Source organism: Pseudooceanicola sp. (genome assembly GCF_029213205.1).
Lineage (GTDB): Bacteria > Pseudomonadota > Alphaproteobacteria > Rhodobacterales > Rhodobacteraceae > Pseudooceanicola.
This window is the reverse complement of record NZ_JARGNH010000019.1, coordinates 38,017-62,061: the sequence shown is the minus strand read 5'-3', so window position 1 is coordinate 62,061 and position 24,045 is coordinate 38,017. Positions and strand designations below refer to the sequence as shown.

Sequence of the window (24,045 nt, the reverse complement as noted above, 5' to 3'; positions counted from 1 at the left end):
ATCCTCCTCAAAACTACTCTTGATCTACATTCTAACATTTGTTAGATTTTTGGGGAAGAACATATTTTCGGTCATGGGGAGGAGCGCCGATGCAATTCCAGCCAACAGAAGATCAAAAGGCTTTTCGCGAAACCGCAAAGCGATTCGCAACAGAAAAGCTGGCGTCCAGCTACCTGGAGCGCGCCAGCAGTCACACCTTTGATCGAACGCTGATCAAGGAGATGGGCGCGCTCGGCCTGATCGGTGCCGATTTGCCCGAAGAATTCGGCGGGCTTGGCGAAAGCTCGGTGACGTCGGGGCTTATCGTCGAAGAGATCGCCTATGCCGATTTCAACGCCAGCTATGTGCAGCTTCTGGGCTCGCTCATGGGCGGCATGGTCGCCAAGCACGCCTCCAAGGATATTGCCTCGGAATGGGTGCCCAAGGTGGTGTCGGGTGATGCGGTCATCGGCCTGGGCCTGACCGAGCCGCGCGGCGGCTCGGATGCGGCGAACCTGATCCTGAAGGCCGAAAAATCCGGCAACGGCTGGCGGCTGAACGGTGAAAAGACATCCATGAGCTTTGCCAGCCAGGCCGACGCGGCGGTGGTCTTTGCCCGCACCGGCGATCCTGATGGTGGCGCACGCGGGGTCAGCGCCTTTTTCGTCGATCTCAATCAGGACGGAATCAAGCGCACCCATTTCGACGACATCGGCACCAAGCCCGTCGGGCGCGGATCGGTGTTTTTCGACGACGTATTTGTACCGGCCGAAAACATGATGGCCGAACAGGACCGCGCCTTTGGCACGATCATGGCGGGGTTCGACTATTCCCGCGCGCTGATCGGGCTGGAATGCCTCGGCACGGCGCAGGCGTCAGTGGATGAAACCTGGGCCTATGTCCAGGAACGCGAGGCATTCGGCGCGCCCATCGTGCAATATCAGGGCGTCAGCTTTCCGCTGGCCGAGGCCGAAACCCAGCTGACCATGATGCGTCAGCTTTGCTACTACACGCTGGATTTGCGCGACCGTGGCCTGCCCCACACTTCGCAGGCGGCAATGTGCAAATGGTACCTGCCCAAGACGGCTTGTGAAATCCTGCACCAGTGTCTGATCCTGCACGGACATTACGGCTACACCACCGACCTGCCGCACCACCAGCGCTATAACGATGTGCTTGGTCTGCAGATCGGTGATGGCACTGCGCAAATCCAGAAGCTTGTGATCGCCCGTGAGAAGGTCGGGCGGATGGCGCTGCAGTACGACAAGAAAGCGAAGGGAGCATCGAAATGAGTGATCCAGTCGCCGTAAGTACCGAAGGCAACGTTGGCATCATCGAGCTGGCCCGCCCCGAGAAATTGAATTGCCTGTCACTGCAGGTTCACGAGTGCATCTCTGCTGCGCGCGTCAGGTTCGAGGCCGACCGGAACATCCGGTCGATCCTGATCCGGGCGCGAGGCAAGCACTTTTGCACCGGTGCAGATCTGACTGAAGTGAAAGGCAAACTGAACGATCCCGCCGCGCTGGACCATTTCATCGCCTTTGGCATGAACAACCTGCGTGCGCTCGAAACCTCCTCCCTCCCTGTTGTCGTGGCGGTGCAGGGGTTGTGTCTGGCCGGTGGGATCGAACTGATGCTGGCATGCGATGTGTGCTTTGCGGCCGAAACCGCCCAATTTGGCGATCAGCACGCCCAGTTCGGGCTGATCCCGGGCTGGGGCGGCTCGCAACGGCTGACGCGGTTGATGGGGCAGCGCCGGGCGCTTGACCTGATGTTCTCAGCCCGCTGGCTTGAAGCGGGCGAGGCCAAAGAGGCCGGTCTGGTCAATTACATCGTGCCGGATGCGGATCTGCACAAGGCCGCGCTGGAATACTGCCAGAAGATCGCCACCCGCTCGCGTCATGGCATTGCCGAGATGAAGCGGCTGGCACGGGAAGGTGCGGATCTCGGCATTGACCAGCAAATGCGGTTGGAGCGTGACGCCGCCGTGCGCGCACTGCCTGGCGATGACGTCGCCGAAGGGCTCGACGCGTTCGAGAACCGGCGCAAACCCGCTTTCAAGGGTTGAGGAAGAACCATGGATTTCACTTTAAACGACGAACAGCGCCAGATTTACGCCTACGGCGGACAATTGGCGCAGAAATACGACAATGCCTATTGGCTGGATCACGCCCGCAGGCACGAATTCCCCAGGGAGATGTTCCAACAAATTGCCGATGATGGCTTCTTGGGGATCATGGTGCCCGAAGAATACGGCGGCGCCGGCCTTGGCATGACCGAAATGGCCCTGTTCATGGAAGGCACCGCCAATCACGGCATCCCGCTTCTGATGATGGTGGTGGGACCGACCATGTCGCTGGCCCACCTCGCCAGCCACGGCACCGAATTCCACAAGAAAGAGCTGCTGCCGGCCGCCTGTCGCGGCGAGATCCAGTTCTGTTTTGCGATCACCGAACCGGGCGCCGGGTCGAACACGATGAAGGCCACCACGCTGGCCAAGCGCCGGGGCAACCGGTTCAGCCTGTCGGGGGAAAAGACCTTTATCACCGGGGCCGAGGTGTCGGATTATTGTCTGGTGGTGGCACGGACCAAGCCGCATACCGAGGTCAGTCGCAAGACTGACGGCTTTACCCTCTTTGCCGTCGATCTGAAGAAAAAGGGTGTCGACAAACAGCGGGTGAAGATCTCGATCCCCCTGCCTGAGGAACAGTGGACCCTGTTCTTTGACGAGGTCGATCTGGGCCCCGAGGACGTGGTCGGCGAGGTTGATGAAGGGTTCTCGATCCTGTTCGACAGCCTCAACCCCGAGCGCATCATCCTAGGCGCGCTCTGCTGCGGCATCGGACGGTTCGCGCTGAACAAGGGCGTGGCCTATGCCTCCGAGCGCAACGTATTCGATCAGCCCATCGGCGCGCACCAAGGTGTGCAGCATCCGATGGCCAAGGCGCATACAGCGGTTGAGATGGCCAGCCTGATGACCCGTCGCGCGGCATGGGAGTTTGACAACAAGCTGCCTGCGGGGGCGTCTTCGAACATGGCCAAATACGCCGCCGCCGAAGCCGGGATCGAGGCCGTGGACGCCGCGCTTCAGGCCCATGGCGGATCGGGCTTTACCGAAGATACGGGGCTTTACGAAATGTACCCGCTGGTGCGACTGCTGCGGACGGCACCCGTGAACCGCGAGCTGTGCCTCAGCTTTATCGGCGAAAAGGTCATGGGCCTGCCGCGCTCCTACTGAACGCGCGGCCCGGAAGGGAGGACAACATGCAATTTGGAATGCGCTTCCGGCGGCAGGACGCCGCCGACAAGGTGAACGATCGCTTCTGGCACGAGATCGAGGGCACGCCGCTCGACGAAGTGCGCCGCATTCAGGAAGAGCGGCTGCGCGAGCAGATGGCCTATCTCAAGGTGAACTCGACCTTCTATCAAGAGAAGTTCGCTGAGGCCGGTGTGGATTTCGACGACATCCGCACCATCGAAGACCTGCAGAAGCTGCCCTTCACCTACAAGACCGAAATCCGCGAAAGCCTTGCCGCGGAGCCGCCTTTCGGCAAACACCGGGCCGCGCCGATGGCGGACATCATCCAGATGCAGGCCTCGTCCGGCACCACCGGCAGCCCGTCCTATGTGGCGCTGACCGAGGCCGATACCGAAATGTGGCACGAGATGACCGCGCGCTGTTTCTTTGCCAACGGTGTGCGGCCCGGTGATATGGTGCTGCATGCGTTTGCGCTGGCCAAAGGCTTTGTCGGCGGCATTCCGGTGATGCAGGGTTTGCAGTACATGGGCGCAATCGACGTGCCGGTGGGGGCCGATGGCGGCGCGGAACGGCTGCTGCGCGCCTGCGCCGACACGCGCCCGCGCTGCATCGTGGGCGCCCCGAATTTCGTTCTGCACCTGGCGGAGAAAGCGCCGGAGGTGCTTGGCTGCAAGGCCACCGAGCTGGGCGTCGAGCAGGTGATCGTCGGTGGCGAGCCCGGTGGCGGCATCCCGGCCATTCGGGCCAAGATCGAGGCGGCCTGGGGTGCCAAATGTTGTGAAATGCTGGGCGGCACCGATCTGGGTGTGACCTACTGGGCCGAATGCGATGCCCAGTCGGGGATGCATATGGTCAACATGGACTACATCATCACCGAACTGCTTGATCCCGAAAGTGGCAAGATCATTCCCTGGGAAAAGGGCGCCGAAGGCGAGATGATCTATACGGCGCTCGGCCGTCAGGCCAGCCCCGTCGTACGGTTCCGCTCTGGCGATTATATCGAGGTCATCGACACCGAATGCACCTGCGGGCGCACCGGCCCGAAGATCCGCTGCACCGGTCGGACCGACGACATGCTGATCGTGCGCGGCGCCAATGTGTTCCCGTCGGCGATCAACAGCGTGATCATCGAAATGGTGCCGGACACCAACGGCGTCATGCGTATCGTGGCCGATTTCGAAGGCCATACGACCCAAGGCGCGCTGACGGTGATCGTCGAACGCGGCCCCGGTCGCGATCCGGTCGATGACGACGCCCTCAAGAAGAAAATTGAACAGCGCCTGCGCGATGCTCTTGTCTTCAAGGCCGACGTGCATCTGGTCGCGCCTGACACTTTCGAAAAACCTGGCGCCGCCAAGGTCGCCTTCGTTCTGAGAGAATACCCCGACCTGCCATGACAAAAATGAAATCTCTCCTCGACACCGGGTCCGACGACTTTCGGGAAAACGACGCGCGGTATCGCGAAAAGATCGCCGAACTGCATGCCCTTCGCCTGCAACAACGTGTCGGTGGCCCGGAAAAGGCGCGGGACCGGCATGTGTCGAAAGGCAAGATCCTGCCGCGTGAGCGGATCGAACGGCTGATCGATCCTGGCACGCCTTTTCTGGAACTGGGCGAACTTGCCGGGCTGAACAAATATGACGGCGTGCCGCCGGGGGCAGGCATCATCACCGGCATCGGGGTGATCGAGGGCCGTCAGTGCATGATCATCGCCAATGATGCCACCGTGAAGGGTGGCACCTATTTCGGCATGACCTGCCGCAAGCATGTGCGCGCCCAGAAAATCGCCTGGAAGAACCGCCTTCCGGTGATCACGCTGGTCGATTCCGGCGGCGCGTTTCTGCCGGATCAGGAAAATATCTTTCCCGACGAAGGCCAGTTCGGTTCGATCTTCCATCAGCAGATCGGCATGTCGGGTGACGGTGTGCCGCAGATCGCGGTGGTCATGGGGCCCTGCACGGCGGGCGGCGCCTATATCCCGGCGCTTTGCGACGAGGTGGTGATCGTGCGCGGTCAGGGCTTCATGTATCTTGGTGGGCCGGAACTGACCTTTGCCGCAACCGGTGAAAAGGTTGAAGCCGAAGAACTGGGCGGCGGCAAGATGCATTCGTCCGTTTCCGGTGTGACCGACCATTTGGCCGAAGATGACGCCCACGCTTTGGCCATCACCCGCGATATCGTCAGCCATCTGGGCGAAAAGCCCCAGTCGCGCAAAACGCCTGCGACGCCGCGCGAGCCGGCCTATCCGGTCGAGGAAATCTATGGCCTTGTCAGCCGCGATCCCAAGGTGCCGACCGACAACCGTGAAATTGTTGCTCGGCTGGTGGACGACAGCGATTTTCACGAATTCAAGCCGCTTTATGGTGACACGATCATGACCGGCTGGGGCCGCATCAACGGCCACGAAGTCGGCATCATCGCCAACACCGGGGTGCTCTTTGTCGAGGCCGCGCTGAAGGCCACGCATTTTATCAACCTCTGCGTCCAGCGCGATATTCCGCTGCTGTTCCTGGCCGATGTGAACGGCTTCATGGTCGGCCGCGAGGTCGAGCAGATGGGCATCGCCAAGGCCGGTGCCAAGATGATCACCGCGATGTCCTCGGCCCGGGTGCCAAAGTTCACCATTATCACCGGCGGCTCCTACGGGGCCGGATATCTGGCGATGCTGGGCCGTCCGTTCCAACCGGACGCGATGTTCGCCTGGCCTACGGGCCGCTCCGCGATCATGGGCCCGGAACAGGCCGCCAGCGTGCTGGCGCAGGTCCGCGCGCAGATCAACGAGCGCGAGGGTAAAAGCTGGACCCCAGAGGAGGAGGAAGCTTTCAAGGCGCCGATCCGCAAGGAATACGAGAATTTTCAAGGGGCCTATAATTTCGCCTCCAACCTCTGGATCGACAGCGTGATCGAGCCGTGTGAGACCCGCGATGTCATGGCGCTGATGCTGGATGTGACCTCGCGCAGAGCCAAGGTCGAAACCAATTTCGGCGTGTTCAGGATGTGAGGCGCGAGCAATGAAAATCAAAACGCTTCTCATCGCCAATCGCGGCGAAATTGCCTGCCGGATCGCGCGCACCGCGCGGGCCAGCGGCATCACCCCTGTCGGCGTGCATTCTGAGGCCGATGCCAATGCGCTGCATGTCCGCGAGATCGGACATTCCGTCTGCATCGGCGCCGGTCCAGCCTCCGAGAGCTATCTGAAAATCGACGCGGTGATTGCCGCCGCGCAATCGGTCGGCGCGGATGCGATCCATCCCGGTTATGGCTTTCTGGCCGAAAACTCCGAGTTCGCCCGGGCGGTCGAAGCCGTCGGCATGATCTTCATGGGGCCGACGCCGGACACGCTTGACCGTTTCGGCGACAAGGCCAGCGCCAAAGCGGCGGCCGTGGCTGCCAGCGTCCCGGTGATTTCGGGAGCGGAAGGTGCGCGGTCCGATCCCCAGCAGATTGCCGATGAGGTCCGCGCGATGGGCCTGCCGGTCCTGCTCAAGGCCGTCGGCGGCGGTGGCGGGCGCGGCCAGCGGCTTGTCACCGATGAATCCACCCTTGTGGAAGACATCGAAGGCGCGCTGCGCGAGGCAAAGTCCACCTTTGGCTCCGAAGGTCTGCTGTTGGAACGTTTCCTGCCAGAAGCGCGCCATGTCGAGGTGCAGATCGCGGGCGACGGCAAGGGCCATGTGGTGCATCTGTTCGAACGCGACTGCACGCTTCAGCGCCGCCACCAGAAGGTCATCGAAGAGGCCCCGGCCTGGGGCCTGCCCCGCGCGCTGCTGGACGAGATCGCGCATGACGCGGTGCGCCTGGGCGAAACGCTTGACTATCGCGGGCTGGGCACGGTCGAATTTCTGGTCGCGGGCGAGGATTACTTCTTTCTTGAGGTGAACCCCCGCATTCAGGTGGAACACCCCGTCACCGAGGCGATCACCGGGCTGGACCTCGTTGCGCTGCATCTGCGCATTGCCGAAGGCGCGGGCCTTGGCCTGGTGCAGGATGACCTGAAGATCAACGGCCACGCGGTCGAGGCACGGCTATATGCCGAGGATCCGGCGATGCAATTCGCCCCCTCAACCGGCACCTTGACCACGCTAAGCCTGCCGGAAGGTCTGCGCATCGACAGTGGCGTCGAAGAAGGCGACGCGGTGACGCCCTATTACGATCCGATGATCGCCAAGCTGATCGTTCATGCGCCCGACCGGGAGACCGCATTGGCGCGGCTGGCGACCGCTTTGGAACACGTTGCGGTGGAAGGTGTGCAAACCAACCGCGCCTTTCTGACGGCACTGGCGCGCGACCCTGAATTCGAACAGATGCAGGTTCACACCCGCTGGATCGACGGCAGGCTCGACACGTTGACGCAGGCCGGTGCGCCCGACCGCTCCAACCTTTGGAAGGCGGCGGCGGCTGTTCTTTTTGTGGCCTCAAACCGGTGCGATCACAGCCCGGACCCTTGGCGCAATCGCGACACATTCACCGGTTGGCGCCTCGGTCTCGGCGGCGATCCGCTCGAAGCGGGGCAACGCGTGACGCTGACCGACGCGGGCGGAGACTCTGAAGAGTTGCGCGTCGGGCCGGTCAAACCGGGCAGCCGATACACCGTGCGCTCCGAAGATGGCGAGGCGATCACTCTGACCGCGCGGGAAATCACACCGGGCCGCTGGCAGTTGGGCGAAGGCGATGACGTCTATCTGATCGACGCGCGGCTGCATGCCGGGGTGATCGAACTGGACACGCCAACAGGCCGCCTTGTCTACCGCCCGGCGGCACCGCTGGCCTTTGCGGGTGGTGACGCGGCGGCGGATCGTGCCGTGACTTCTCCGCTGACCGGCATGATTGTCGAGGTCAAGGTCAGCGACGGGCAATTGATTTCCGAAGGCGACGTGATCGCAGTCATGGAATCGATGAAGCTCGAAATATCGATCCGCGCCACCGCCGCCGGCACAGCCAGCAATATCACAGTCTCGAATGGGGACATGGTCGATCGCGGCCAGGTCATCGCCGAGATTCTTCCGTCCGAGGAGTGACAACATGAGCGACTTTCCCAAATTTGTCGAATTCCGCGAAGAAGGCCCGCGCGAGGGCTTTCAGATCGAAAAGAAAATCTATCCGATCGAACAGCGGATCGAGCTGATCGACATGCTCAGCGATACCGGTCTGAAGCGCATTCAGGTTGGCAGTTTTGTCAGCCCGCAATATGTGCCGCAAATGGCCGACACCGGCGAGCTGTTTCAGCGCATCAAGCGCACGCCGGGCGTGAACTACACGTCGCTCTGGCTGAACGACAAGGGGTTTCGCAAGGCCCTGACAGCGCATGAGGTTGATATCGACCCGCGCCTGCTGTTCTACCCCTCCGAGGCCTTTGCCCAGTCCAACAACAATTGCTCCTCCGCCGAAATGCGCGAAAAGCAACGCGATTGGGTTAGGCTTTACAAGGAAGAAGGCTACACGGTTGATGCGGCCTATGTGATGACAGCTTTTGGCTGCAATTTCGAAGGCGCCATCCCGCAAGAGCGCATTCTGGACGATTTCCGCTTCATCCTCGAACTTTGCGAGGAAGAGCAGATTCCCGTGCCGATCCTTGTGGTCGCCGACACGATGGGCTGGGGCAACCCGGAGGCGGTCAAACGAATGATCGGTGCGCTGCGCGAGATGGCACCGGATGCGCGCATCGGGATGCACATCCATGACACCCGCGGGCTGGGCATCGCTAATGTCCATGCCGCCCTGTCGATGGGTGTAGACATGTTCGAAAGCTCTGTCGCCGGCCTTGGCGGCTGTCCTTTCGCGGGCCACGGCCATGCACGTGCCGCAGGCAATGTCTGCACCGAGGACGCGGTTTTCCTGTGCCACGAACTGGGCATTGAAACCGGCATTGATCTGGACGCGCTTATCGCCGCTGCGGTGAAGGCGGAAGAGATCATCGGTGTGCCGCTCATGGGCCGCGTCATGCACACTGGCGGTCTCGACAAATACCGCAAGGCAAGCTGAGGGAGGACGAAAATGACTAAGGCACTTGATGGAAAGGTGGTTCTGGTCACCGGAGCAGGTGGCGGAATCGGACGCGATATTGCCCTGATGGCGGCGTCCGAAGGGGCCGCTGTGGTGGTCAACGATCTGGGCGCGTCGCTGAAAGGCACCGGCCAGACCGAAACCGCAGCGCAAAAGGTGGTTGAAGAAATCAAGGCCGCCGGGGGCGATGCAATCGCCGATGGCGGCAGTGTCGCCGATCCCGACGCCGCACGTGCGATGATCGAGGCCGGGGTAAAGGAATTCGGCCGCATCGACGCCGTGGTGAACAATGCCGGCATCCTGCGCGACGGTTACTTCCACAAGATGACCTATGAGGATTTCGACGCGGTGGTGAAGGTCCATCTTTATGGCGCCTTCAACACCAGCCGCGCCGCCGCCGACTATTTCCGCGAACAGGAAAGCGGCGCGCTTGTGCACATGACTTCGACCTCGGGGCTGATTGGCAATTTCGCGCAAGCGAATTATTCCGCCGCCAAGCTGGGCATCGCTGCATTTTCGAAATCTGTGGCACTGGATCTCAAGCGCTGGAACGTGCGTTCCAATTGCATCGCGCCCTTCGCCTGGAGCCGGATGATCTCGTCGATCAAGACCGACACAGAGGAACAGCAAAAGCGGGTCGAGAAGGTCAAGAAGATGACCCCTGCCAAGGTCGCGCCGATGGCCTGTTACCTGATGAGCGATCGCGCGGCGGATGTGTCGGGGCAGATCTTCGCAGTGCGGATGAACGAGATATTCCTGTTCAACCAGCCCCGTCCGGTGCGCTCTGTCCACTCGGGTGAAGGTTGGACCGCTGATGAAATCGCCGAGCGCGCCATTCCTGCGCTCAAATCGCACTTCACACCGCTCGAAGTATCAGCGGATGTGTTTCCGTGGGATCCGGTCTGATGGGTAAGCGCAAGAAAAAAATCAGCTCGAAGATCGGCTGGAGCACCCCCGACCAAATCAACGTGCGCGGGCTCGACCTGCCGAACGAGATTCTGGGCCACATGAACCTGGGCGATCTGGCCTTTCTGCAACTGACGGGTCGCAAGGCCACGCCCGAGGAAAGTCGCGTCTTCAATGCCATCGTGATCACCCTGGTCGAACACGGGATCACCCCCTCGGCCATGGCCGCGCGCATGACCTATATGGGCGCACCGGAATCGCTTCAGGCGGCTGTCGCGGCTGGCCTATGTGGTTTGGGCACGGTGTTTGTCGGCTCCATGGAAGGCGCATCGAAGATGCTCTATGAGGCGCTGCCCGAGGAAAAACTGGGCACTGGCGCTGATCTGGATGCGATTGCCTTGGAAACGGTCGAGAAGTTCCGCGCCAAAAAGACCATCGTGCCGGGGCTGGGTCATCCGGTGCACAAACCGGTCGATCCGCGCACCCCGCGCCTGTTCGAAATTGCAGCCGAGAACGGCAAATCCGGTGAATACATCGAATTGATCCAGAAAATTCAGGTCGTCGCCGAGGAAAAGTCGGGCAAGATGCTGCCGATCAACGCCACTGGTGCGATTGGCGCGATCTGCTGCGAATTCGGCTTCCCCTGGAAGATCGTGCGCGGTTTTGGCGTCATGGCGCGGGCTATCGGGCTGGTTGGGCATATCCTGGAGGAAAGCGAAAACCCGATTTCCTTTGAATTGTGGCAGCGCGCCGAGCAGGAGATCCTCGAAACCTCCGGTCCCGGAGCAACCTGATCCTGTCCTATGTTGGCGAACATATCCTCGGCATGCCGCGATCCTTCTGAGGCCAGGAACATGAGTGAGATCGACCTTGACCCGCTGGCGCCCTGGCTGGGACGCTCCGAAACCAAGGAAGATGTTCTGCGCAGGGGTGGATTTCTGCCCCCCTGTCCCGCTGCCCGCCCGCATGTGGGCTGACGGCGGTGTTACACATATCGCGCGGCTGAAGATTGGAAAGACCGTCACCCGCCGCTCGTTATTCGGGGATATAACGGCCAAGCAAGGCCGCAGCGGGGCAATCGTCTTTGTCACTGTCGAGCACGAGTATTTCAGTGGCAACCGGCTGTGTATCCGGGAGAAGAAATCAATTGTCTTTCGTGAGATCACAAAGTCGCGCCCGGTGATGCTGCCCTGCGAATTGCTGTTGCACAATGAAGGGACCGAAACCTTCGGGACAGTCTGGTGTCAGAATCAAAACGGCGTTCGAAGCTTTTCCGCAGAAAACGCGACCGTCTGATCAGATTCAGTTGTTGACGAAAATTTCTAACGGTTGTTAGTTTGCGAGGAGCGACTTGGTGCATAGACCAGGCAAACCTCTGAATAAAGAGGTGGGAGGAGAAACGATGCGAGGAAAACTCGTTACCAACGGACAACTGTACGGTCAGGCTATGCTCGACTCCATGAGGTGTCGGGAAAAGACACGGGCTGCATCATGACCACGAATGGCGGGACCGTCCCATCACCGCTTGCGGTGCGTGGTGCAACTTTGAAATTTGGCGGTGTGACGGCGCTCGACGATGTGAGCATCACCGTAAACGACGATGAATTGCTTGCGATCATCGGCCCGAACGGTGCCGGAAAAACATCGCTTCTGAACGTTACCGCGGGCTTCTACCGTCCGCAGAAGGGCCGGATCGAATTGTCCGGGCAGGACGTGACCGGCCTGCGTGTTGACCAGATCGCCCGGCGTGGCCTGGCCCGTACTTTTCAGGGCACCCATCTTTTTGCCGGGCAGACCGTGGTGGAGAACATCATGATCGGCCGACACATGCTGATGAAATCGAATGTGTTTCAGGCCTTTTTCCAGTTTGGTCCTGTGATGCGCGAAGAGTCGGAGCATCGCGAAGCGGCAGAGGAAATCATTGATTTTCTGGAAATCGAGGCGATTCGGAGCAGGCCCGTGGGCACATTGGGCTACGGGTTGCGCAAGCGGGTCGATCTGGGGCGTGCGCTGGCGCAGGAACCGTCGATTCTGCTGATGGATGAGCCGATGGCTGGCATGAACTCGGAAGAGAAGGAAGACCTGGCGCGTTTCGTTCTCGATGTGCGCGAGGCGCGCAAAATCCCGGTGGTTCTGGTGGAGCACGACATGGGCGTTGTGATGGATCTTGCCGACCGGATCGTGGTGCTGGATTTCGGGAGGGTGATCGCCGAAGGCACACCCGAGGAGATCCAGAAAAACCCGGCTGTGATCAAAGCATATCTGGGGTAGCGGGATGGTCAAACAACGAACAGCAATGGTCTTTTCCGACCCGGTCGTCACGCAGTGCGAAACCCTGCCCCAGGTTTTGCTGGCCCGCGCACTTTCGGAGCCCAACGCGCTTGCCGAGCGCCACAAGCGGCTTGGTATCTGGCGCGAATTCACCTGGGCCGATGTGCTTGACAAGGTTCGTGCCCTGGCTCTCGGGTTGGAGAACCTGGGCCTGTCGGCGGGCGAATCCGTCATGATGATCGGCGAAAACGAACCCGAACATTTCTGGGCTGAATACTCCGTTCAGTCGTTGGGCGGCAAAGTCCTGTCTGTCTATCCGGATCAGAACGCCGAAGAAATTCTGTATTTGGCCGAAGACTCGCAAACGCGGATTTTTCTGGCGCAGGATCAGGAGCAGGTCGACAAATGCATCGAGATCGCGGGCAAGTACTCGGGTGCTCTGGCGATCGTTTACTGGGATGATTCAGGGCTCTGGGGCTATGATCATCCGCTGCTGCATTCCTTCGAAAGCGTGAGCGAGGCCGGGCGTGAAATCCACGCTGGGAACCCCTCCCGCTTTGAGGAACACATCAAACGCGGGCGCGCCGAGGACACGGCTCTGCTGTCCTACACGTCAGGGACCACGGGAAAGCCCAAGGGCGTTATCATCAGCCATCGTTACCTGTTCGACAATTGCTCGCGGGTGATGGGCGCGATCGATATCGCGCCCGGCACAGAATACCTGACCTACATTTCTCCCGCCTGGGTGACGGAACAGATTTTCGGCCTGTCGATCGGGCTGATCGCGCCGATGGTCGTCAACTTTCCCGAAGGCCCCGAGGAAGTGCTGGACAACATCCGCGAACTGGCGGTTGACGCTTTGGTGTTCAGCCCGCGCCAGTGGGAAAATCTTGCCTCCATCGTGCAGGCCCGGATGCTGGGTGCGGGCAAGATCCGTACCGCGATGTACAATTGGGGGATGAAGGTCGGTCGCGCCGTTCATGTCGAACGGCTGGAAGGGCGTAAGCCCAGCCTTGCCGCGCGCCTGCAACTTCCCTTCGCCGAAGCGCTGGTCCTGCATCACTTGCGCGACAATCTCGGCCTCGGCAAAGCCAGAAATGCGTTGAGCGGCGGTGCCCTGATGGCGCCGGACGTCTTTCGCATGTTCCACGCGATGGGGGTCAAACTGCGAAACGTCTATGGCGCTACCGAAATCGGGCTTCTGACCGCGCATGTGGGCGAAAGCTATCAGCTTGAGACAAGCGGCAGCTGGATGCAAAGCAACCCGGCCTACGGGGCGCCGCTGGAATTCCGGGTGTCGCCGGAAGGGGAACTCCTTGTGCGCGGCGGTTCGGGATTTGGCGGCTATCACGGCAAGCCCGACAAGACTGCGGAAGCGTTGACCGAAGATGGCTGGTATGAAACCGGCGACGCGGTGTCGATGACCGACGACGGAGAGCTCTTGTTCTTTGACCGTGTCAAGGACATGCGCCGCCTGGCAAACGGGCACAGCTACCCGCCGCAGTTTATCGAAACGCGGCTGCGCTATAGCCCGTTCATCAAGGATCTCATGACCTTGGGCGACGAAGCCCGCGACTTCGTCAGCGCGCTGATCAATATCGACATGGAAGTTCTGGGTCGTTGGGCGGAAGAGAACAAGATCAGCTTCTCCACCTATACCGATCTGTCGCAGAAACCCGAGATTCTCGAACTGATCAAAGGCGAAGTGGCGCGAATCAATGCGCTTTTGCCCGCGGGTTCGCGGGTGGCGCGATTTGCGAACTTCCCAAAGGAACTCGACCCGGACGAAGGCGAGTTGACCCGCAGCCGGAAACTGCGGCGGGCCTTTCTGGAAGAGCGATATGCGAAACTTGTCGAGGCGATTTATGGCGGTGATGATCAGGCTGACCTTGAAATCGCCGTGACCTATCAGGATGGCCGTCAGGGCGTGCTCAAGGCCACCGTGCGGATATCAGATGTAGAACACGCATCGAAGGCTGCCAGTCGGCAGTCCACACTTTGAAGGAGGTCGGTGACAATGGTCTATTTCATCAATGACATCATAACCGGGGCTTTGATCGGCCTGCTTTATTCGCTTGTGGCCATGGGCTTTGTGGTGATTTACCGTGCCAGCAAGGTGTTCAATTTCGCCCAGGGCGAACTTGTGATCATCGGCGGGTTCATCGTCTGGTACACGACCATGGAGGTCGAGCTCAGCCTCTGGCTGTCGATCCCGCTCTCGCTGGTTCTCGCGGGCATCGTCGGCTATCTCATCGAGCGGATTTTCCTGACAAAGCTGATCGGTGAATCGGTCTTTTCGATGGTCATGGTCACGGTCGGCCTGCTGATCCTGTTGCGCGGCGTTGTGCTGCTGCTGTTTGGCCCGGCCGTGCGACCTTTCCCGATCATCTTCCCGCTCAAGCCCCTGTTCCTCGGCGATATGTTGATCCCGATGAACCTGCTGATTGGCGGCATCATCACCATTGTCGCCGCCGTCGGTCTGTCGTGGTTCTTCAACCGGACCCGGTCCGGCCTGCGGATGACCGCGGTGGCGGAAGATCATGTCGTGGCGTCTTCGATGGGGATTTCCGTAAAGGGCTCGATTGCCTTCGCCTGGGTTCTGGGGGCGATCCTGTCCACCATCGGCGCGATGATCTTTCTCAGCGGAAAGTCACTGACCTTCCTGGCCTCGGATATCGGCTTTGCGGCCCTGCCAGTGGCGCTTTTTGCCGGGTTGGAATCCATCGGCGGGCTGATCCTCGCGGGGGTGATCATCGGCATCGCCCAGAGTCTGACCACAAACTACCTCGATCCTTTGATCGGCGGCTCTCTGGGCAGCGTCGTGCCCTACATCATCATGCTTGCCATTCTGCTGATCCGGCCCACCGGGCTGTTCGGCTGGCGCGCGATCGAGCGGGTGTAACTCATGGACCCTTCCGGCATTTTCCCCACAAGCTATCGCACCGACAGACGCGTCGTCCGCACGCGTTGGCAAGCGATTGCACTGGCCTTGTTCATGGTTCTCATGCTGGCGGCGCCCTATCTTGCGAGCGGGCGCATCATTGCCGTGCTGAACATGATGATGATCAGCGCCGTCATCGCCGTCGGGCTTCAGATTTGCACCGGCTATGCCGGGCAGATCAATCTCGGCCAGGCGGCATTCATGGGTGTCGGTGCCTATACGGCCTCGATCCTGGCCTCAAAAACCGGCCTCACGTTCCTTCTGACGATTCCCTTGGCCGGGTTCTCGGCTGCGCTGTTCGGCTTTCTCTTCGGCCTGACTGCGGCACGGATCAAGGGGTTCTACCTGGCTCTGACAACCATCGCGGCCCAGTTCATCTTTCACTTTGCGGTCCTGAACCTGCCATCGACCTGGATGGGTGGGTCAAACGGCATCACAGTTCCCCCTGCGGAACTTTTCGGACTGCGCTTTGTCGGCGAAACATCGCAATTCTACATGAATCTCGTGGTTGCTTCGATCATGATCGCCGGCGCTTTCGGGATCGTGCGGTCACGCTTTGGCCGGGCCTTCGTGGCCGTCAGGGACGATGACGTGGCAGCCGGCATCATGGGCATCAACGTTGCGGCCACCAAGGCGAATGCCTTTCTGATCGGCGCGTTCTATGCCGGCGTGGGGGGCGCGCTCTGGGCCTATCTGATCCGCTTTGTCGGTGTGGATCAGTTCACCTTGTTTAACTCGATCTTCTTCGTGGCCATGATCATCGTCGGCGGAATGGGGTCGATCGTGGGGGCTTTGGTCGGTGTGTTCATCATCCGCCTGATACAGGAAATCATCGCGACGGTCGGCCCCAATATCGCTGAGTCGGTGTCCTTTCTGGGCGGCGACATCGTATTCGCCGGCATGAATGTCATTCTCGGCGGCGTGATCGCATTGTTCATGATCCTTGAACCCAAGGGGCTGATGCACCGCTGGAATATCCTGAAATCATCTTACCGTATCTGGCCGTTCCCCTATTGACGAACAGGGTGGCTTTAAACCTGGGAGGAATAACAATGACCTACAAGACAAGACTTGGGCTTCGCGGCCTGCTGGCAGCGGGTGCCATAGCAGTCACGACAGCCATGCCGTTCAAGGCGCAGGCGGAAACGACATACAATCTGGCTCTGCTTTCGGACTTTTCCGGTCCCTATGCTGACATCATGCCCATTCTGGCAGGCGGACGCGAGGCTGTGTTCACTTGGTGGAATGAAACCCGCGGCAAGGAACTTGGCGTAAGGCTGAACTACAAGAACTACGAAACCCGCTATGACGCGGCACAGGTCGCGAGCCTCTGGCCCGGGATCAAATCGGAACTGGACCCGATTGCCGTGGTGGGCCTCGGCGGGCCTGACGTTGCCGCCCTGTCCGAACGCCTGCCGGAAGACAAGATCCCGATGTTCATGGCGACAGCCGCATACGGCTATGCCTGGCAGTCCGATGCCTGGATTTTCAATCCGCGTCCGACCTATTCGCACGAAAGCGCAGGCTTCCTCGCTTGGTTGAAAGAGAAGCGGGGCGGCGATGAGCCTCTCAAATTCGCAGTTATGGCCTCAGAAGCCTCGCCTGCCTATGTCGATATGGCCAAGGGTCTCGAACTTTATGCAGAAGAGAACCCGGAAGAACTTGATCTCGTCGAGGTCATCTATACCGAAGTACAACCGACCGATCTGACGACGCAGATGCGCCGCGTCGCGCGGGCCGGAGCCGAAGCTTTGATCATCCAGACAAACACGTCGATCGTGGTTGCGGCGAAACGTGGATTGCAAGCCAACGGCGCCGACATCCCGATCATGATGAGTTCGCATAACGGGCTGCCCGCCTCCGGCGGTGCGCTTGGCGGACTCGAGCAGCTCGAAGGCGATTACGAAGCCTACGGTATGGCCGTTGCGGCTGACGAGGATACTCCCTCGCGGCAATTTTATGAAACACTGGTTTCCGATCATGGTCTCGACGCGCCTTGGAACGTCGTCACCGCGATGGGCATTTCCCAGGGTCTGTACACCGTGGCCGTGATCGGGCACGCGATCGAGGAGAACGGCGCCGAGGGTCTGACCGGCGAGAAGGTGCGCGAGGCGCTCTTTGCCGGGCCTATCACCACCGAGGAAACCCACGGGTTCCTGCCGACCCTGACCTTCACCCCCGAAGCGCCTTTCCCTCTGAAGGGTCTCAAGGTGAATGTGGGCACCGTCAAGAATGGCAAGATCTCCATTGAAGCCACCGGCGTCGATGTTCCCGACGTTCACAAGTGGTAAAATAACCGGGCGCCGCGATTGCGGCGCCCGTCCTGATCCTTAGCCCCGGGCAGAATGACCATGCTGGAACTCAACAACGTGGAAGTGACCTATTCCGACGTCATCCTGGCGCTCAAGGGCGTGTCGATGTCTGTCCAGGACGGTCAATGTGTTGCGCTGCTCGGCGGCAATGGCGCGGGAAAAAGCACCACGCTCAAAGCCATTTCCGGGACGCTGAAGTCCGAAGACGGGACCGTTTCGGCGGGGTCCATCATGCTGAACGGCACCGCGATTCAGAACATGGAAGCGTCGAATGTGGTGAAGAACGGTCTGATCCACGTGATGGAAGGCCGGCGCGTGCTGCGTCACCTCACCTCCGAGCAGAACCTGATCGTCGGCGGGCACATGGTGCCCAACTCTGCCGAGCTGAAAAACCGGCTGGACCATGTCTATACGCTGATGCCGCGCCTTGCGGACCTGCGCAGCCGCACCGCCGGCTTCATGTCCGGCGGCGAGCAGCAGTTGCTGCTGATCGGCCGGGCGATGATGGCCAAACCGAAACTCATCGCGATCGACGAACCGTCGCTGGGGTTGGCCCCGATGATGATCCGCGATGTCTACGCGGTGCTCAAGCAACTCAAATCGGAAGGCACGACGTTCTTCCTGGTCGAACAGAACAGCGCCGCGGCGCTGTCGATCGCGGATTATGCCTATGTGATGGAAAACGGACGTATCGTGATGGACGGCCCGGCCGACAAGCTCGCCGATAACGAGGACATCAAGGAATTCTATCTCGGTGTCACCGCCTCGGGCGAACGCAAGAGCTATCGTGAAATCAAACACTATCGGCGCCGCAAGAGATGGCTGGGATAGGAAAGGAATTGCTATGAGTGAGCTACTCGACATCAAGGGACGTACTGCATTTGTAACCGGGGCCGGTCAGGGCGTGGGCCGACAGGTCGCGCTTTATCTGGCCCAGCACGGCGCAGGCGCCGTTGTGATCAACGATTTCCACGCCGAGCGCGCCGAAAGCGTTGCTGCCGAAGTGGAAGCGGCAGGCGCAAAGGCGCTCCCGCTCGCTTTTGACGTGTCCGATTTCGAAGCGGTCGGCGCGGCCTTTGCCAAGGTACAGGAAACCTTCGGCAGCGTGGATATTCTGGTCAATAACGCGGGCAACGCCGGGCCGACGTCGCGGCTTGACGACCTGGTTCCGTTCTGGGAATCGGACCCGTCGGAATGGCGCCGCTGGATGGCCACCAATTTCGATGGGGTTCTAAACTGCACCCGCCATGCGATGCCGCTGATGGTCAAAGGCGGCTATGGGCGTATCGTGACGGTGATCTCGGACGCGGGCCGCGTGGGCGAGCCGCATCTGGCGGTGTACTCCGGTGCCAAGGCCGGGGCGGCAGGTTTCATGCGCGCCATTGCAAAGGCCGGTGGCCGATTTGGCATCACCGCAAATTGCGTCGCCCTGGGCGGCACCAGAACCCCGGCGGTCGCCGATCTGCTCCCCGACGCCGAGACCGAAAAGCGGGCGCTGTCGCAATATGTGATCCGCCGGCTGGGCGAGCCGGAAGACCCCGCCGGCATGATCCTGTTTCTCTGCTCGGATGCCGCCAGCTGGATCACCGGACAGACCTATCCGGTGAATGGCGGGTATTCCTTTGCCTGCTAGCGCCAAATGCGGGGGGTGGCCGTCAATCGGAGCCGCCCGCAAAGACGCTGTCATTGTCGGCGCCGATCTCCGGAGGCAGGCCCGAAATCTCGGAGTCAAAATTGTCGAACTTCAACGGCTGGACCAGGAAGGTTTCGGTCTTGCCGCCGTCCTGCGTCATGGTGCGCAGCAGCTGGCGCGCACGCACATGCGGGTCATCAAGCGTTTCAACGAGCGAATGGAGCGGGCCCCAGGGCACGCCGGCGCGGTCGAACTGATCGCCCCAGTCATTGCGCGTCTTGCTGACCAGCACCGCCGCGATCTCTTCGCGCAGCGCGTCCTTACGGGCGACACGCTCGCGACCTTTCAATCCAGCAAGCTCCGGCTTGCCGATCACATTGCAGAACGGTGTCCAGAACCAGTCCTCATGCGCGATAGACAACGTCATCAACTTGCCGTCCTTGCAGGTAAACACGCCATAGGCCGGTTCGGCGATGAACTCGCCAAGCGGCGTGCCATTGGCCGCCGGAACAAGGAAGGCGGTGAGCATGGAGACCACGGCGTCCGACATCGAGACATCCACGTAACGCCCCTGCCCCGTGCGCTGACTGGAGACAACCGCCGACAGGATTGCGATGGCCGCAAACAGCGCCGCGCCAATATCCGCCAAGGGGACGGTCGGCAGCGGTCCGGCCTGCCCGGCATCCGCCTGATCGGCCAGCAGACCACCGACCCCTTCATAGCTCAGATCGTGCCCTGCCCTGTCTCGATAAGGTCCATCCTGCCCGTATCCCGAAATCGACACGTAAACGAGGCTCGGATTGATCTTGCGGATGTCCTCGAACCCGGCACCGAGCGCCGCGAGCTTTCCGGGGCGGAACCCTTCAACGATGACATCGGCGGTTTGCGCAAGGGTGCGAAATTGTGCGAGGCCATCGGCGGATTTCAAGTCGAGCGCCACGCTGCGCTTGCCACGGTTCAGCGCCCTGAACAGCGGTGGAAATTGCCGGGCCGGATCGCCGACCCCCGGTCGTTCGATCATGATCACCTCGGCCCCCATGTCCGACAACAGCATGGTCGCATAGGGACCGGGGAATTGTTCGGCGAGGCTGAGGATTTTCAGGCCGGCCAGGGGTGCAGTGCTCATATCAGGCTCCAGGTCTTGTTTTTTCCGCGTGCGGGACCACCCCATAGCAGCGCAATCCGCCGCAAAAGGCAAGCCGAAAACAGAAATCATCTTTGTTCTTCAGGAGGTTAACGTGACTGAAGCCCCCCAGGCCCTGTCCGTCGAACGTGTGGCTAGAACCGAATGGATCACCTTCCAGCGGACCGATCAGTTGAACGCCATGTCCACGCAGATGCTGCGCGAGATGACCGCCGCTCTGGAAACGGCGATTGCCGATGACGCGGTGCGCGCCATCGTCCTGACCGGGTCGGGTCGGGCGTTCTGCGCCGGTGCCGATCTGAAGGAGGTTGCGGGCGCCAAACATGAACCCGGCGAGCCGGATCTGCTTGATCTGGTCGACCACACCTTCGGGTTGATGCGCGATGGCCCCAAACCCGTGATTGCCGCCGTGAACGGGCTGGCAATGGCCGGCGGCCTTGAAATGGTGATGGCCTGCGATCTGGTCTTTGCTGGCGAAAGCGCGAAACTGGGCGATGCCCATTCCAATTTCGGTGTCTTTCCCGGTGCCGGGGGCGCAGCGATCCTGCCGCGCCGGATCGGGCTGAACCGGGCCAAATACCTGCTGTTCTCGGGCGAAAACGTATCGGCGCAGGTCATGATGGACTGGGGGCTGGTCAACACCGTCGTGCCGGACGCGGAATTGCGCGCCGCCGTACAGGCTTTCACCGACCGGTTGTCGGACAAGAGCCCCGCTGTGTTGCGCCGCATGAAGAAGGTGGCGAACCGGTCGCTGAACGTGGACGAAACCGCCGCCCTGGCCGAAGAGATGCTGAACCTGCGCGCGCATATGCGTTCCTGGGACATGCGCGAAGGGCTGGCGGCTTTCAATGAAAAGCGCAAACCGCAGTTTCGCGGTTACTGAAAAGGAGACTGCAAGATGCAGGACATCTACGTTGTTGGCGTCGGGATGACGCCGTTCGGAAAATTCCGGGACAAATCGATCAAGGACATGACGGGCGAGGCCGTCGCCGCCGCACTGACCGACGCCGGGGTGACGGCCGATCGCATCGACGGCGCGTTCTTCTCGAACGCGGTGCAGGGCCATATGGAAGGCCAGCACATGATCCGGGGTGAGATCGCGCTGCGCGAGATGGGTATTCAGGGCATTCCGGTAGTCAATGTCGAAAACGCCTGCGCCAGCGCCTCGACCGGTTTCAAGCTGGCGGTCGATTTCCTCAAGGCCGGCAATGGCGATTGCTGCCTGGCTGTGGGCGCCGAGAAGATGTATTCCGATGACCGTGCGCTGATGTTTTCGGCCTTTGACAGCGGCTGGGACGTCAGCAACGGCGAAGAGGTCGCGCAGCGTCTGGCCGATCTGGGCGCCGGGGTCGAGGAACCCGAAGGGTCGAAGTCGCCCAAACCCTATAGTGTATTCATGGATGTCTATGCAGGCTTCGCGCGGCTGCACATGAAGACCTTTGGCACCACGCAGGAACAGTTCGCCGCCGTCTCGGCCAAGAACCACGCGCATTCGGCGCATAATCCACTGGCGCAATACCGCGATGCGATGACCATCGAACAGGTTTTGCACGCGCCGCCCATTACCTACCCGCTGACCCTGCCGATGTGCGCGCCGATCTCCGACGGCGCGGCGGCCGCCGTGCTTTGCACCGGTGAGGGGCTGAAGCGGCTGGGGCTCGATCCGGCCCGCGCGATCAAGGTCAAGGCGGCGATCCTGCGCTCCGGCACCGACCGTCCGCCGGAGGATTTTGAAAATCACCTGACCCGCCTGGCGGCGCTTCAGGCCTATGAACAGGCCGGGCTTGGCCCCGAGGACATGTCGGTTGCCGAGGTGCACGATGCCACCGCCGTGGGCGAGGTGATCCAGATCGAAAACCTCGGCTTTGTGGCATTTGGCGAGGGTGGCCCGGCCAGCCTGCGTGGAGAAACCAGTATCGGCGGACGGATCCCGGTAAACCCCTCCGGTGGGCTGGAATCCAAGGGGCACCCGGTCGGGGCCACCGGGATCGGCCAGATCTTTGAACTGGTCACACAACTGCGCGGCGAAGCTGGCGCGCGCCAGGTTGAAGGCGCGCAAAACGCGATTGCCGAAAACGGCGGCGGCCTGCACGGCGTCGAGGAAGCTGCCGCCTGCGTCACCATTCTGGGCCGCTGAAACAAGGAAAAGAACAATGGAAAACGTGATCGCCGCCGCTCAGGCAATCTATTCAGACGAGCAACGCATGTTGCTGGAAAACTTCCGCAAGATGGCCGAGGCGGAATTCGCGCCGCTGGCCGAGAAATACGAAAACCTCGGCCACCCGCCCGATGCGGAAACGCTGAAATCCCTGTTCGCCAAGGTCGAGGAATTCGGGCTGATCAGCGGCCTTATCCCCGAAGAGGACGGCGGCGCCGGGATCGACCGCATGACCTATGGCATCCTCTACGAAGAACTCGCCCGGATCTGGGCCGATCTGGCGATTGCGGTGCTGATCCAGGGCCACGCGGTGTTTGCGGTCAACCTTTTGGGCGACGCGGCGCAAAAAGAGGCCTATCTGAAGCCACTCCTGCGCAGCGAACGCATTTGCGCCACCTGCATTTCCGAGCCGGAAGTCGGCTCGAACGTGCGCGAGGTCAAGACCCGCGCAGAACGCAAGGGGGGCAAGATTTTCGTCACCGGACAGAAGCTCTGGATTTCCAATGGGGCCCAATCGGACTTTGCCATTGTGGTGTGCAATCTGGATGACGGGATTTCCATGGTCATCGTCGACCGCGACACCGGCGGTTATGAAAGCCGCGAGTTGCGCAAGATGGGGCTTGTCGGTGCCTCGACCTGCGAATTGTTCTTTGATCAGGCCGAAACCACGGAGGCCCACGTTCTGGGCAATTCCGGCGGCGGTCTGTTCCAGACCTTGAAGCTGTTTGAAAGCGCGCGTGTGTTTGTTGGACTGACCAGCATCGGCATCGCTCAGGCGGCGCTGGAATGTGCGGTCAAATATGCCCAGGAACGCGAGCAGCATGGCAAACCGATTGGCGGGCATCAGTTGATCCAGGGCTATCTGGCGGACATGGCCACCCATCTCGATGCCGGTCGGCTTTTGTGCCAACGCGGGCTGCAACTCTTGGATCTGGGCGTGCGCTGCGACACCCAGACCTCGATGGCAAAATGGTATGCGACCGAGATGGCTGTCGAAATCGCCGGCAAAGCGGTGCAAATCCACGGCGGCAACGGCATCACCAAGGAGTTTCCCGTTGAGCGGCATTTCCGCAATGCCAAGGTCATGCCGATTCCAGACGGCACCACCGAAATTCAGAAGCTGGTGATCGGGCGAAACCTGACCGGGTTGAACGCGTTCTGAAAAAGGGCCTTGGCCGCCCCACCCTCGACGGTCGTCAGCGTCGAGGGTGGGCACGACCCGGCGGGATCGCGATACGGGCGCGAAGGGTCAGTAGGAGTTTGGAATCCCCAGTGCCTTCTCGGCCACGTAGGAGAGGATCAGCTCCTCGCTGACCGGCGCGATAACGTTCAGTACGCTTTCGCGGAAGTACCATGCCGCCCAAGATGCGTGCTGCGCCTGACGAAAAAGGGCGGCAAGTTGCCCAGCCGCCCATCTGTTCCTGCCGCTATCGCAGAGG

Annotated in this window: 21 protein-coding genes; 20 read left to right on the top strand and 1 reads right to left on the bottom strand. The window is 60.9% G+C overall.

All coding sequences use genetic code 11. The features are described from left to right. The first annotated feature begins 89 nt into the window (after window positions 1–89). The 17 genes from P1U48_RS13725 to P1U48_RS13645 all read left to right on the top strand — a co-directional run bounded on the left by P1U48_RS13725 (window position 90) and on the right by P1U48_RS13645 (window position 19,304). The gene (locus P1U48_RS13725) at window positions 90–1,271 is read left to right on the top strand and encodes an acyl-CoA dehydrogenase family protein (protein ID WP_301069657.1); all 1,182 of its coding nucleotides are present in this window, start codon (window positions 90–92) and stop codon (window positions 1,269–1,271) included. Then, entirely contained in the window at window positions 1,268–2,047 is a 780-nt protein-coding gene (locus tag P1U48_RS13720) for an enoyl-CoA hydratase/isomerase family protein (RefSeq protein WP_301069655.1), read from the top strand. The genes P1U48_RS13725 and P1U48_RS13720 overlap by 4 nt, the downstream gene beginning before the upstream one ends. A 9-nt stretch (window positions 2,048–2,056) precedes the next feature. Further along, entirely contained in the window at window positions 2,057–3,217 is a 1,161-nt protein-coding gene (locus tag P1U48_RS13715) for an acyl-CoA dehydrogenase family protein (protein ID WP_301069653.1), read from the top strand. A gap of 26 nt (window positions 3,218–3,243) precedes the next feature. Continuing rightward, window positions 3,244–4,635: an AMP-binding protein gene (locus P1U48_RS13710; RefSeq protein WP_301069651.1), complete on the top strand. Its 1,392-nt coding sequence runs from the start codon at window positions 3,244–3,246 to the stop codon at window positions 4,633–4,635. Next, window positions 4,632–6,239 carry a carboxyl transferase domain-containing protein gene (locus P1U48_RS13705; protein ID WP_301069650.1) on the top strand — a complete coding sequence of 536 codons (1,608 nt, stop codon included), beginning with the start codon at window positions 4,632–4,634 and terminating at the stop codon, window positions 6,237–6,239. Before P1U48_RS13710 ends, P1U48_RS13705 begins: the two co-directional genes overlap by 4 nt. Window positions 6,240–6,249: 10 nt before the next feature. Beyond that, window positions 6,250–8,256, top strand: a complete 2,007-nt coding sequence (locus P1U48_RS13700) for a biotin carboxylase N-terminal domain-containing protein (RefSeq protein WP_301069649.1) — start codon at window positions 6,250–6,252, stop codon at window positions 8,254–8,256. A gap of 4 nt (window positions 8,257–8,260) precedes the next feature. Continuing rightward, entirely contained in the window at window positions 8,261–9,220 is a 960-nt protein-coding gene (locus P1U48_RS13695; RefSeq protein ID WP_301069648.1) for a hydroxymethylglutaryl-CoA lyase, read from the top strand. A gap of 12 nt (window positions 9,221–9,232) precedes the next feature. After that, window positions 9,233–10,147: an SDR family NAD(P)-dependent oxidoreductase gene (locus tag P1U48_RS13690; RefSeq protein WP_301069647.1), complete on the top strand. Its 915-nt coding sequence runs from the start codon at window positions 9,233–9,235 to the stop codon at window positions 10,145–10,147. Next, window positions 10,147–10,941 (top strand): citryl-CoA lyase, encoded by a 795-nt coding sequence (locus P1U48_RS13685; protein ID WP_301069645.1) that lies wholly within the window; start codon window positions 10,147–10,149, stop codon window positions 10,939–10,941. Before P1U48_RS13690 ends, P1U48_RS13685 begins: the two co-directional genes overlap by 1 nt. A gap of 76 nt (window positions 10,942–11,017) precedes the next feature. Further along, window positions 11,018–11,443: a MaoC family dehydratase N-terminal domain-containing protein gene (locus tag P1U48_RS13680; protein WP_301069643.1), complete on the top strand. Its 426-nt coding sequence runs from the start codon at window positions 11,018–11,020 to the stop codon at window positions 11,441–11,443. 195 nt (window positions 11,444–11,638) lie between these two features. Next, window positions 11,639–12,418 carry an ABC transporter ATP-binding protein gene (locus P1U48_RS13675; protein ID WP_301069641.1) on the top strand — a complete coding sequence of 260 codons (780 nt, stop codon included), beginning with the start codon at window positions 11,639–11,641 and terminating at the stop codon, window positions 12,416–12,418. A gap of 4 nt (window positions 12,419–12,422) precedes the next feature. Then, on the top strand, window positions 12,423–14,420 hold the full coding sequence (locus tag P1U48_RS13670) for an AMP-binding protein (RefSeq protein ID WP_366142894.1): 1,998 nt from the start codon (window positions 12,423–12,425) through the stop codon (window positions 14,418–14,420). A 15-nt stretch (window positions 14,421–14,435) separates the two neighbouring features. Continuing rightward, window positions 14,436–15,320 (top strand): branched-chain amino acid ABC transporter permease, encoded by an 885-nt coding sequence (locus P1U48_RS13665; protein WP_301069639.1) that lies wholly within the window; start codon window positions 14,436–14,438, stop codon window positions 15,318–15,320. 93 nt (window positions 15,321–15,413) lie between these two features. Continuing rightward, window positions 15,414–16,376, top strand: coding sequence for a branched-chain amino acid ABC transporter permease (locus P1U48_RS13660; RefSeq protein ID WP_301069676.1), 963 nt, complete (start codon window positions 15,414–15,416; stop codon window positions 16,374–16,376). 35 nt (window positions 16,377–16,411) lie between these two features. Beyond that, a complete protein-coding gene (locus tag P1U48_RS13655; RefSeq protein WP_301069637.1) occupies window positions 16,412–17,650 on the top strand; it encodes an ABC transporter substrate-binding protein in 1,239 nt (412 codons plus the stop codon). Window positions 17,651–17,710: 60 nt separating this feature from the next. Further along, window positions 17,711–18,502 carry an ABC transporter ATP-binding protein gene (locus P1U48_RS13650; RefSeq protein WP_301069674.1) on the top strand — a complete coding sequence of 264 codons (792 nt, stop codon included), beginning with the start codon at window positions 17,711–17,713 and terminating at the stop codon, window positions 18,500–18,502. Between the two features lie 13 nt (window positions 18,503–18,515). After that, the gene (locus P1U48_RS13645; protein WP_301069635.1) at window positions 18,516–19,304 is read left to right on the top strand and encodes an SDR family NAD(P)-dependent oxidoreductase; all 789 of its coding nucleotides are present in this window, start codon (window positions 18,516–18,518) and stop codon (window positions 19,302–19,304) included. 22 nt (window positions 19,305–19,326) lie between these two features. On the opposite strand, the gene P1U48_RS13640 is transcribed toward P1U48_RS13645, so the two are convergent. Further along, window positions 19,327–20,430 carry a CaiB/BaiF CoA-transferase family protein gene (locus tag P1U48_RS13640; protein ID WP_301069633.1) on the bottom strand — a complete coding sequence of 368 codons (1,104 nt, stop codon included), beginning with the start codon at window positions 20,428–20,430 and terminating at the stop codon, window positions 19,327–19,329. Between the two features lie 112 nt (window positions 20,431–20,542). On the opposite strand from P1U48_RS13640, the gene P1U48_RS13635 reads away from it, so the two are divergent. Genes P1U48_RS13635 through P1U48_RS13625 form a run of 3 tightly spaced genes read left to right on the top strand, consistent with a single transcriptional unit; the run spans window position 20,543 to window position 23,768 of the window. Next, window positions 20,543–21,331 (top strand): enoyl-CoA hydratase-related protein, encoded by a 789-nt coding sequence (locus P1U48_RS13635; RefSeq protein WP_301069631.1) that lies wholly within the window; start codon window positions 20,543–20,545, stop codon window positions 21,329–21,331. Window positions 21,332–21,346: 15 nt separating this feature from the next. Beyond that, the gene (locus tag P1U48_RS13630; protein WP_301069629.1) at window positions 21,347–22,585 is read left to right on the top strand and encodes a thiolase family protein; all 1,239 of its coding nucleotides are present in this window, start codon (window positions 21,347–21,349) and stop codon (window positions 22,583–22,585) included. 16 nt (window positions 22,586–22,601) lie between these two features. After that, entirely contained in the window at window positions 22,602–23,768 is a 1,167-nt protein-coding gene (locus tag P1U48_RS13625; protein ID WP_301069628.1) for an acyl-CoA dehydrogenase family protein, read from the top strand. The last annotated feature ends 277 nt before the right edge of the window (window positions 23,769–24,045 follow it).

Excerpts from the sequence above, each read along its gene's own strand:
- P1U48_RS13725 (WP_301069657.1), top strand. The coding sequence starts at position 90 with ATGCAATTCCAGCCAACAGAAGATCAAAAGGCTTTTCGCGAAACCGCA.
- P1U48_RS13720 (WP_301069655.1), top strand. The coding sequence starts at position 1,268 with ATGAGTGATCCAGTCGCCGTAAGTACCGAAGGCAACGTTGGCATCATC.
- P1U48_RS13715 (WP_301069653.1), top strand. The coding sequence starts at position 2,057 with ATGGATTTCACTTTAAACGACGAACAGCGCCAGATTTACGCCTACGGC.
- P1U48_RS13710 (WP_301069651.1), top strand. The coding sequence starts at position 3,244 with ATGCAATTTGGAATGCGCTTCCGGCGGCAGGACGCCGCCGACAAGGTG.
- P1U48_RS13705 (WP_301069650.1), top strand. The coding sequence starts at position 4,632 with ATGACAAAAATGAAATCTCTCCTCGACACCGGGTCCGACGACTTTCGG.
- P1U48_RS13700 (WP_301069649.1), top strand. The coding sequence starts at position 6,250 with ATGAAAATCAAAACGCTTCTCATCGCCAATCGCGGCGAAATTGCCTGC.
- P1U48_RS13695 (WP_301069648.1), top strand. The coding sequence starts at position 8,261 with ATGAGCGACTTTCCCAAATTTGTCGAATTCCGCGAAGAAGGCCCGCGC.
- P1U48_RS13690 (WP_301069647.1), top strand. The coding sequence starts at position 9,233 with ATGACTAAGGCACTTGATGGAAAGGTGGTTCTGGTCACCGGAGCAGGT.
- P1U48_RS13685 (WP_301069645.1), top strand. The coding sequence starts at position 10,147 with ATGGGTAAGCGCAAGAAAAAAATCAGCTCGAAGATCGGCTGGAGCACC.
- P1U48_RS13675 (WP_301069641.1), top strand. The coding sequence starts at position 11,639 with ATGACCACGAATGGCGGGACCGTCCCATCACCGCTTGCGGTGCGTGGT.
- P1U48_RS13670 (WP_366142894.1), top strand. The coding sequence starts at position 12,423 with ATGGTCAAACAACGAACAGCAATGGTCTTTTCCGACCCGGTCGTCACG.
- P1U48_RS13665 (WP_301069639.1), top strand. The coding sequence starts at position 14,436 with ATGGTCTATTTCATCAATGACATCATAACCGGGGCTTTGATCGGCCTG.
- P1U48_RS13660 (WP_301069676.1), top strand. The coding sequence starts at position 15,414 with ATGGTTCTCATGCTGGCGGCGCCCTATCTTGCGAGCGGGCGCATCATT.
- P1U48_RS13655 (WP_301069637.1), top strand. The coding sequence starts at position 16,412 with ATGACCTACAAGACAAGACTTGGGCTTCGCGGCCTGCTGGCAGCGGGT.
- P1U48_RS13650 (WP_301069674.1), top strand. The coding sequence starts at position 17,711 with ATGCTGGAACTCAACAACGTGGAAGTGACCTATTCCGACGTCATCCTG.
- P1U48_RS13645 (WP_301069635.1), top strand. The coding sequence starts at position 18,516 with ATGAGTGAGCTACTCGACATCAAGGGACGTACTGCATTTGTAACCGGG.
- P1U48_RS13640 (WP_301069633.1), bottom strand. The coding sequence starts at position 20,430 with ATGAGCACTGCACCCCTGGCCGGCCTGAAAATCCTCAGCCTCGCCGAA.
- P1U48_RS13630 (WP_301069629.1), top strand. The coding sequence starts at position 21,347 with ATGCAGGACATCTACGTTGTTGGCGTCGGGATGACGCCGTTCGGAAAA.
- P1U48_RS13625 (WP_301069628.1), top strand. The coding sequence starts at position 22,602 with ATGGAAAACGTGATCGCCGCCGCTCAGGCAATCTATTCAGACGAGCAA.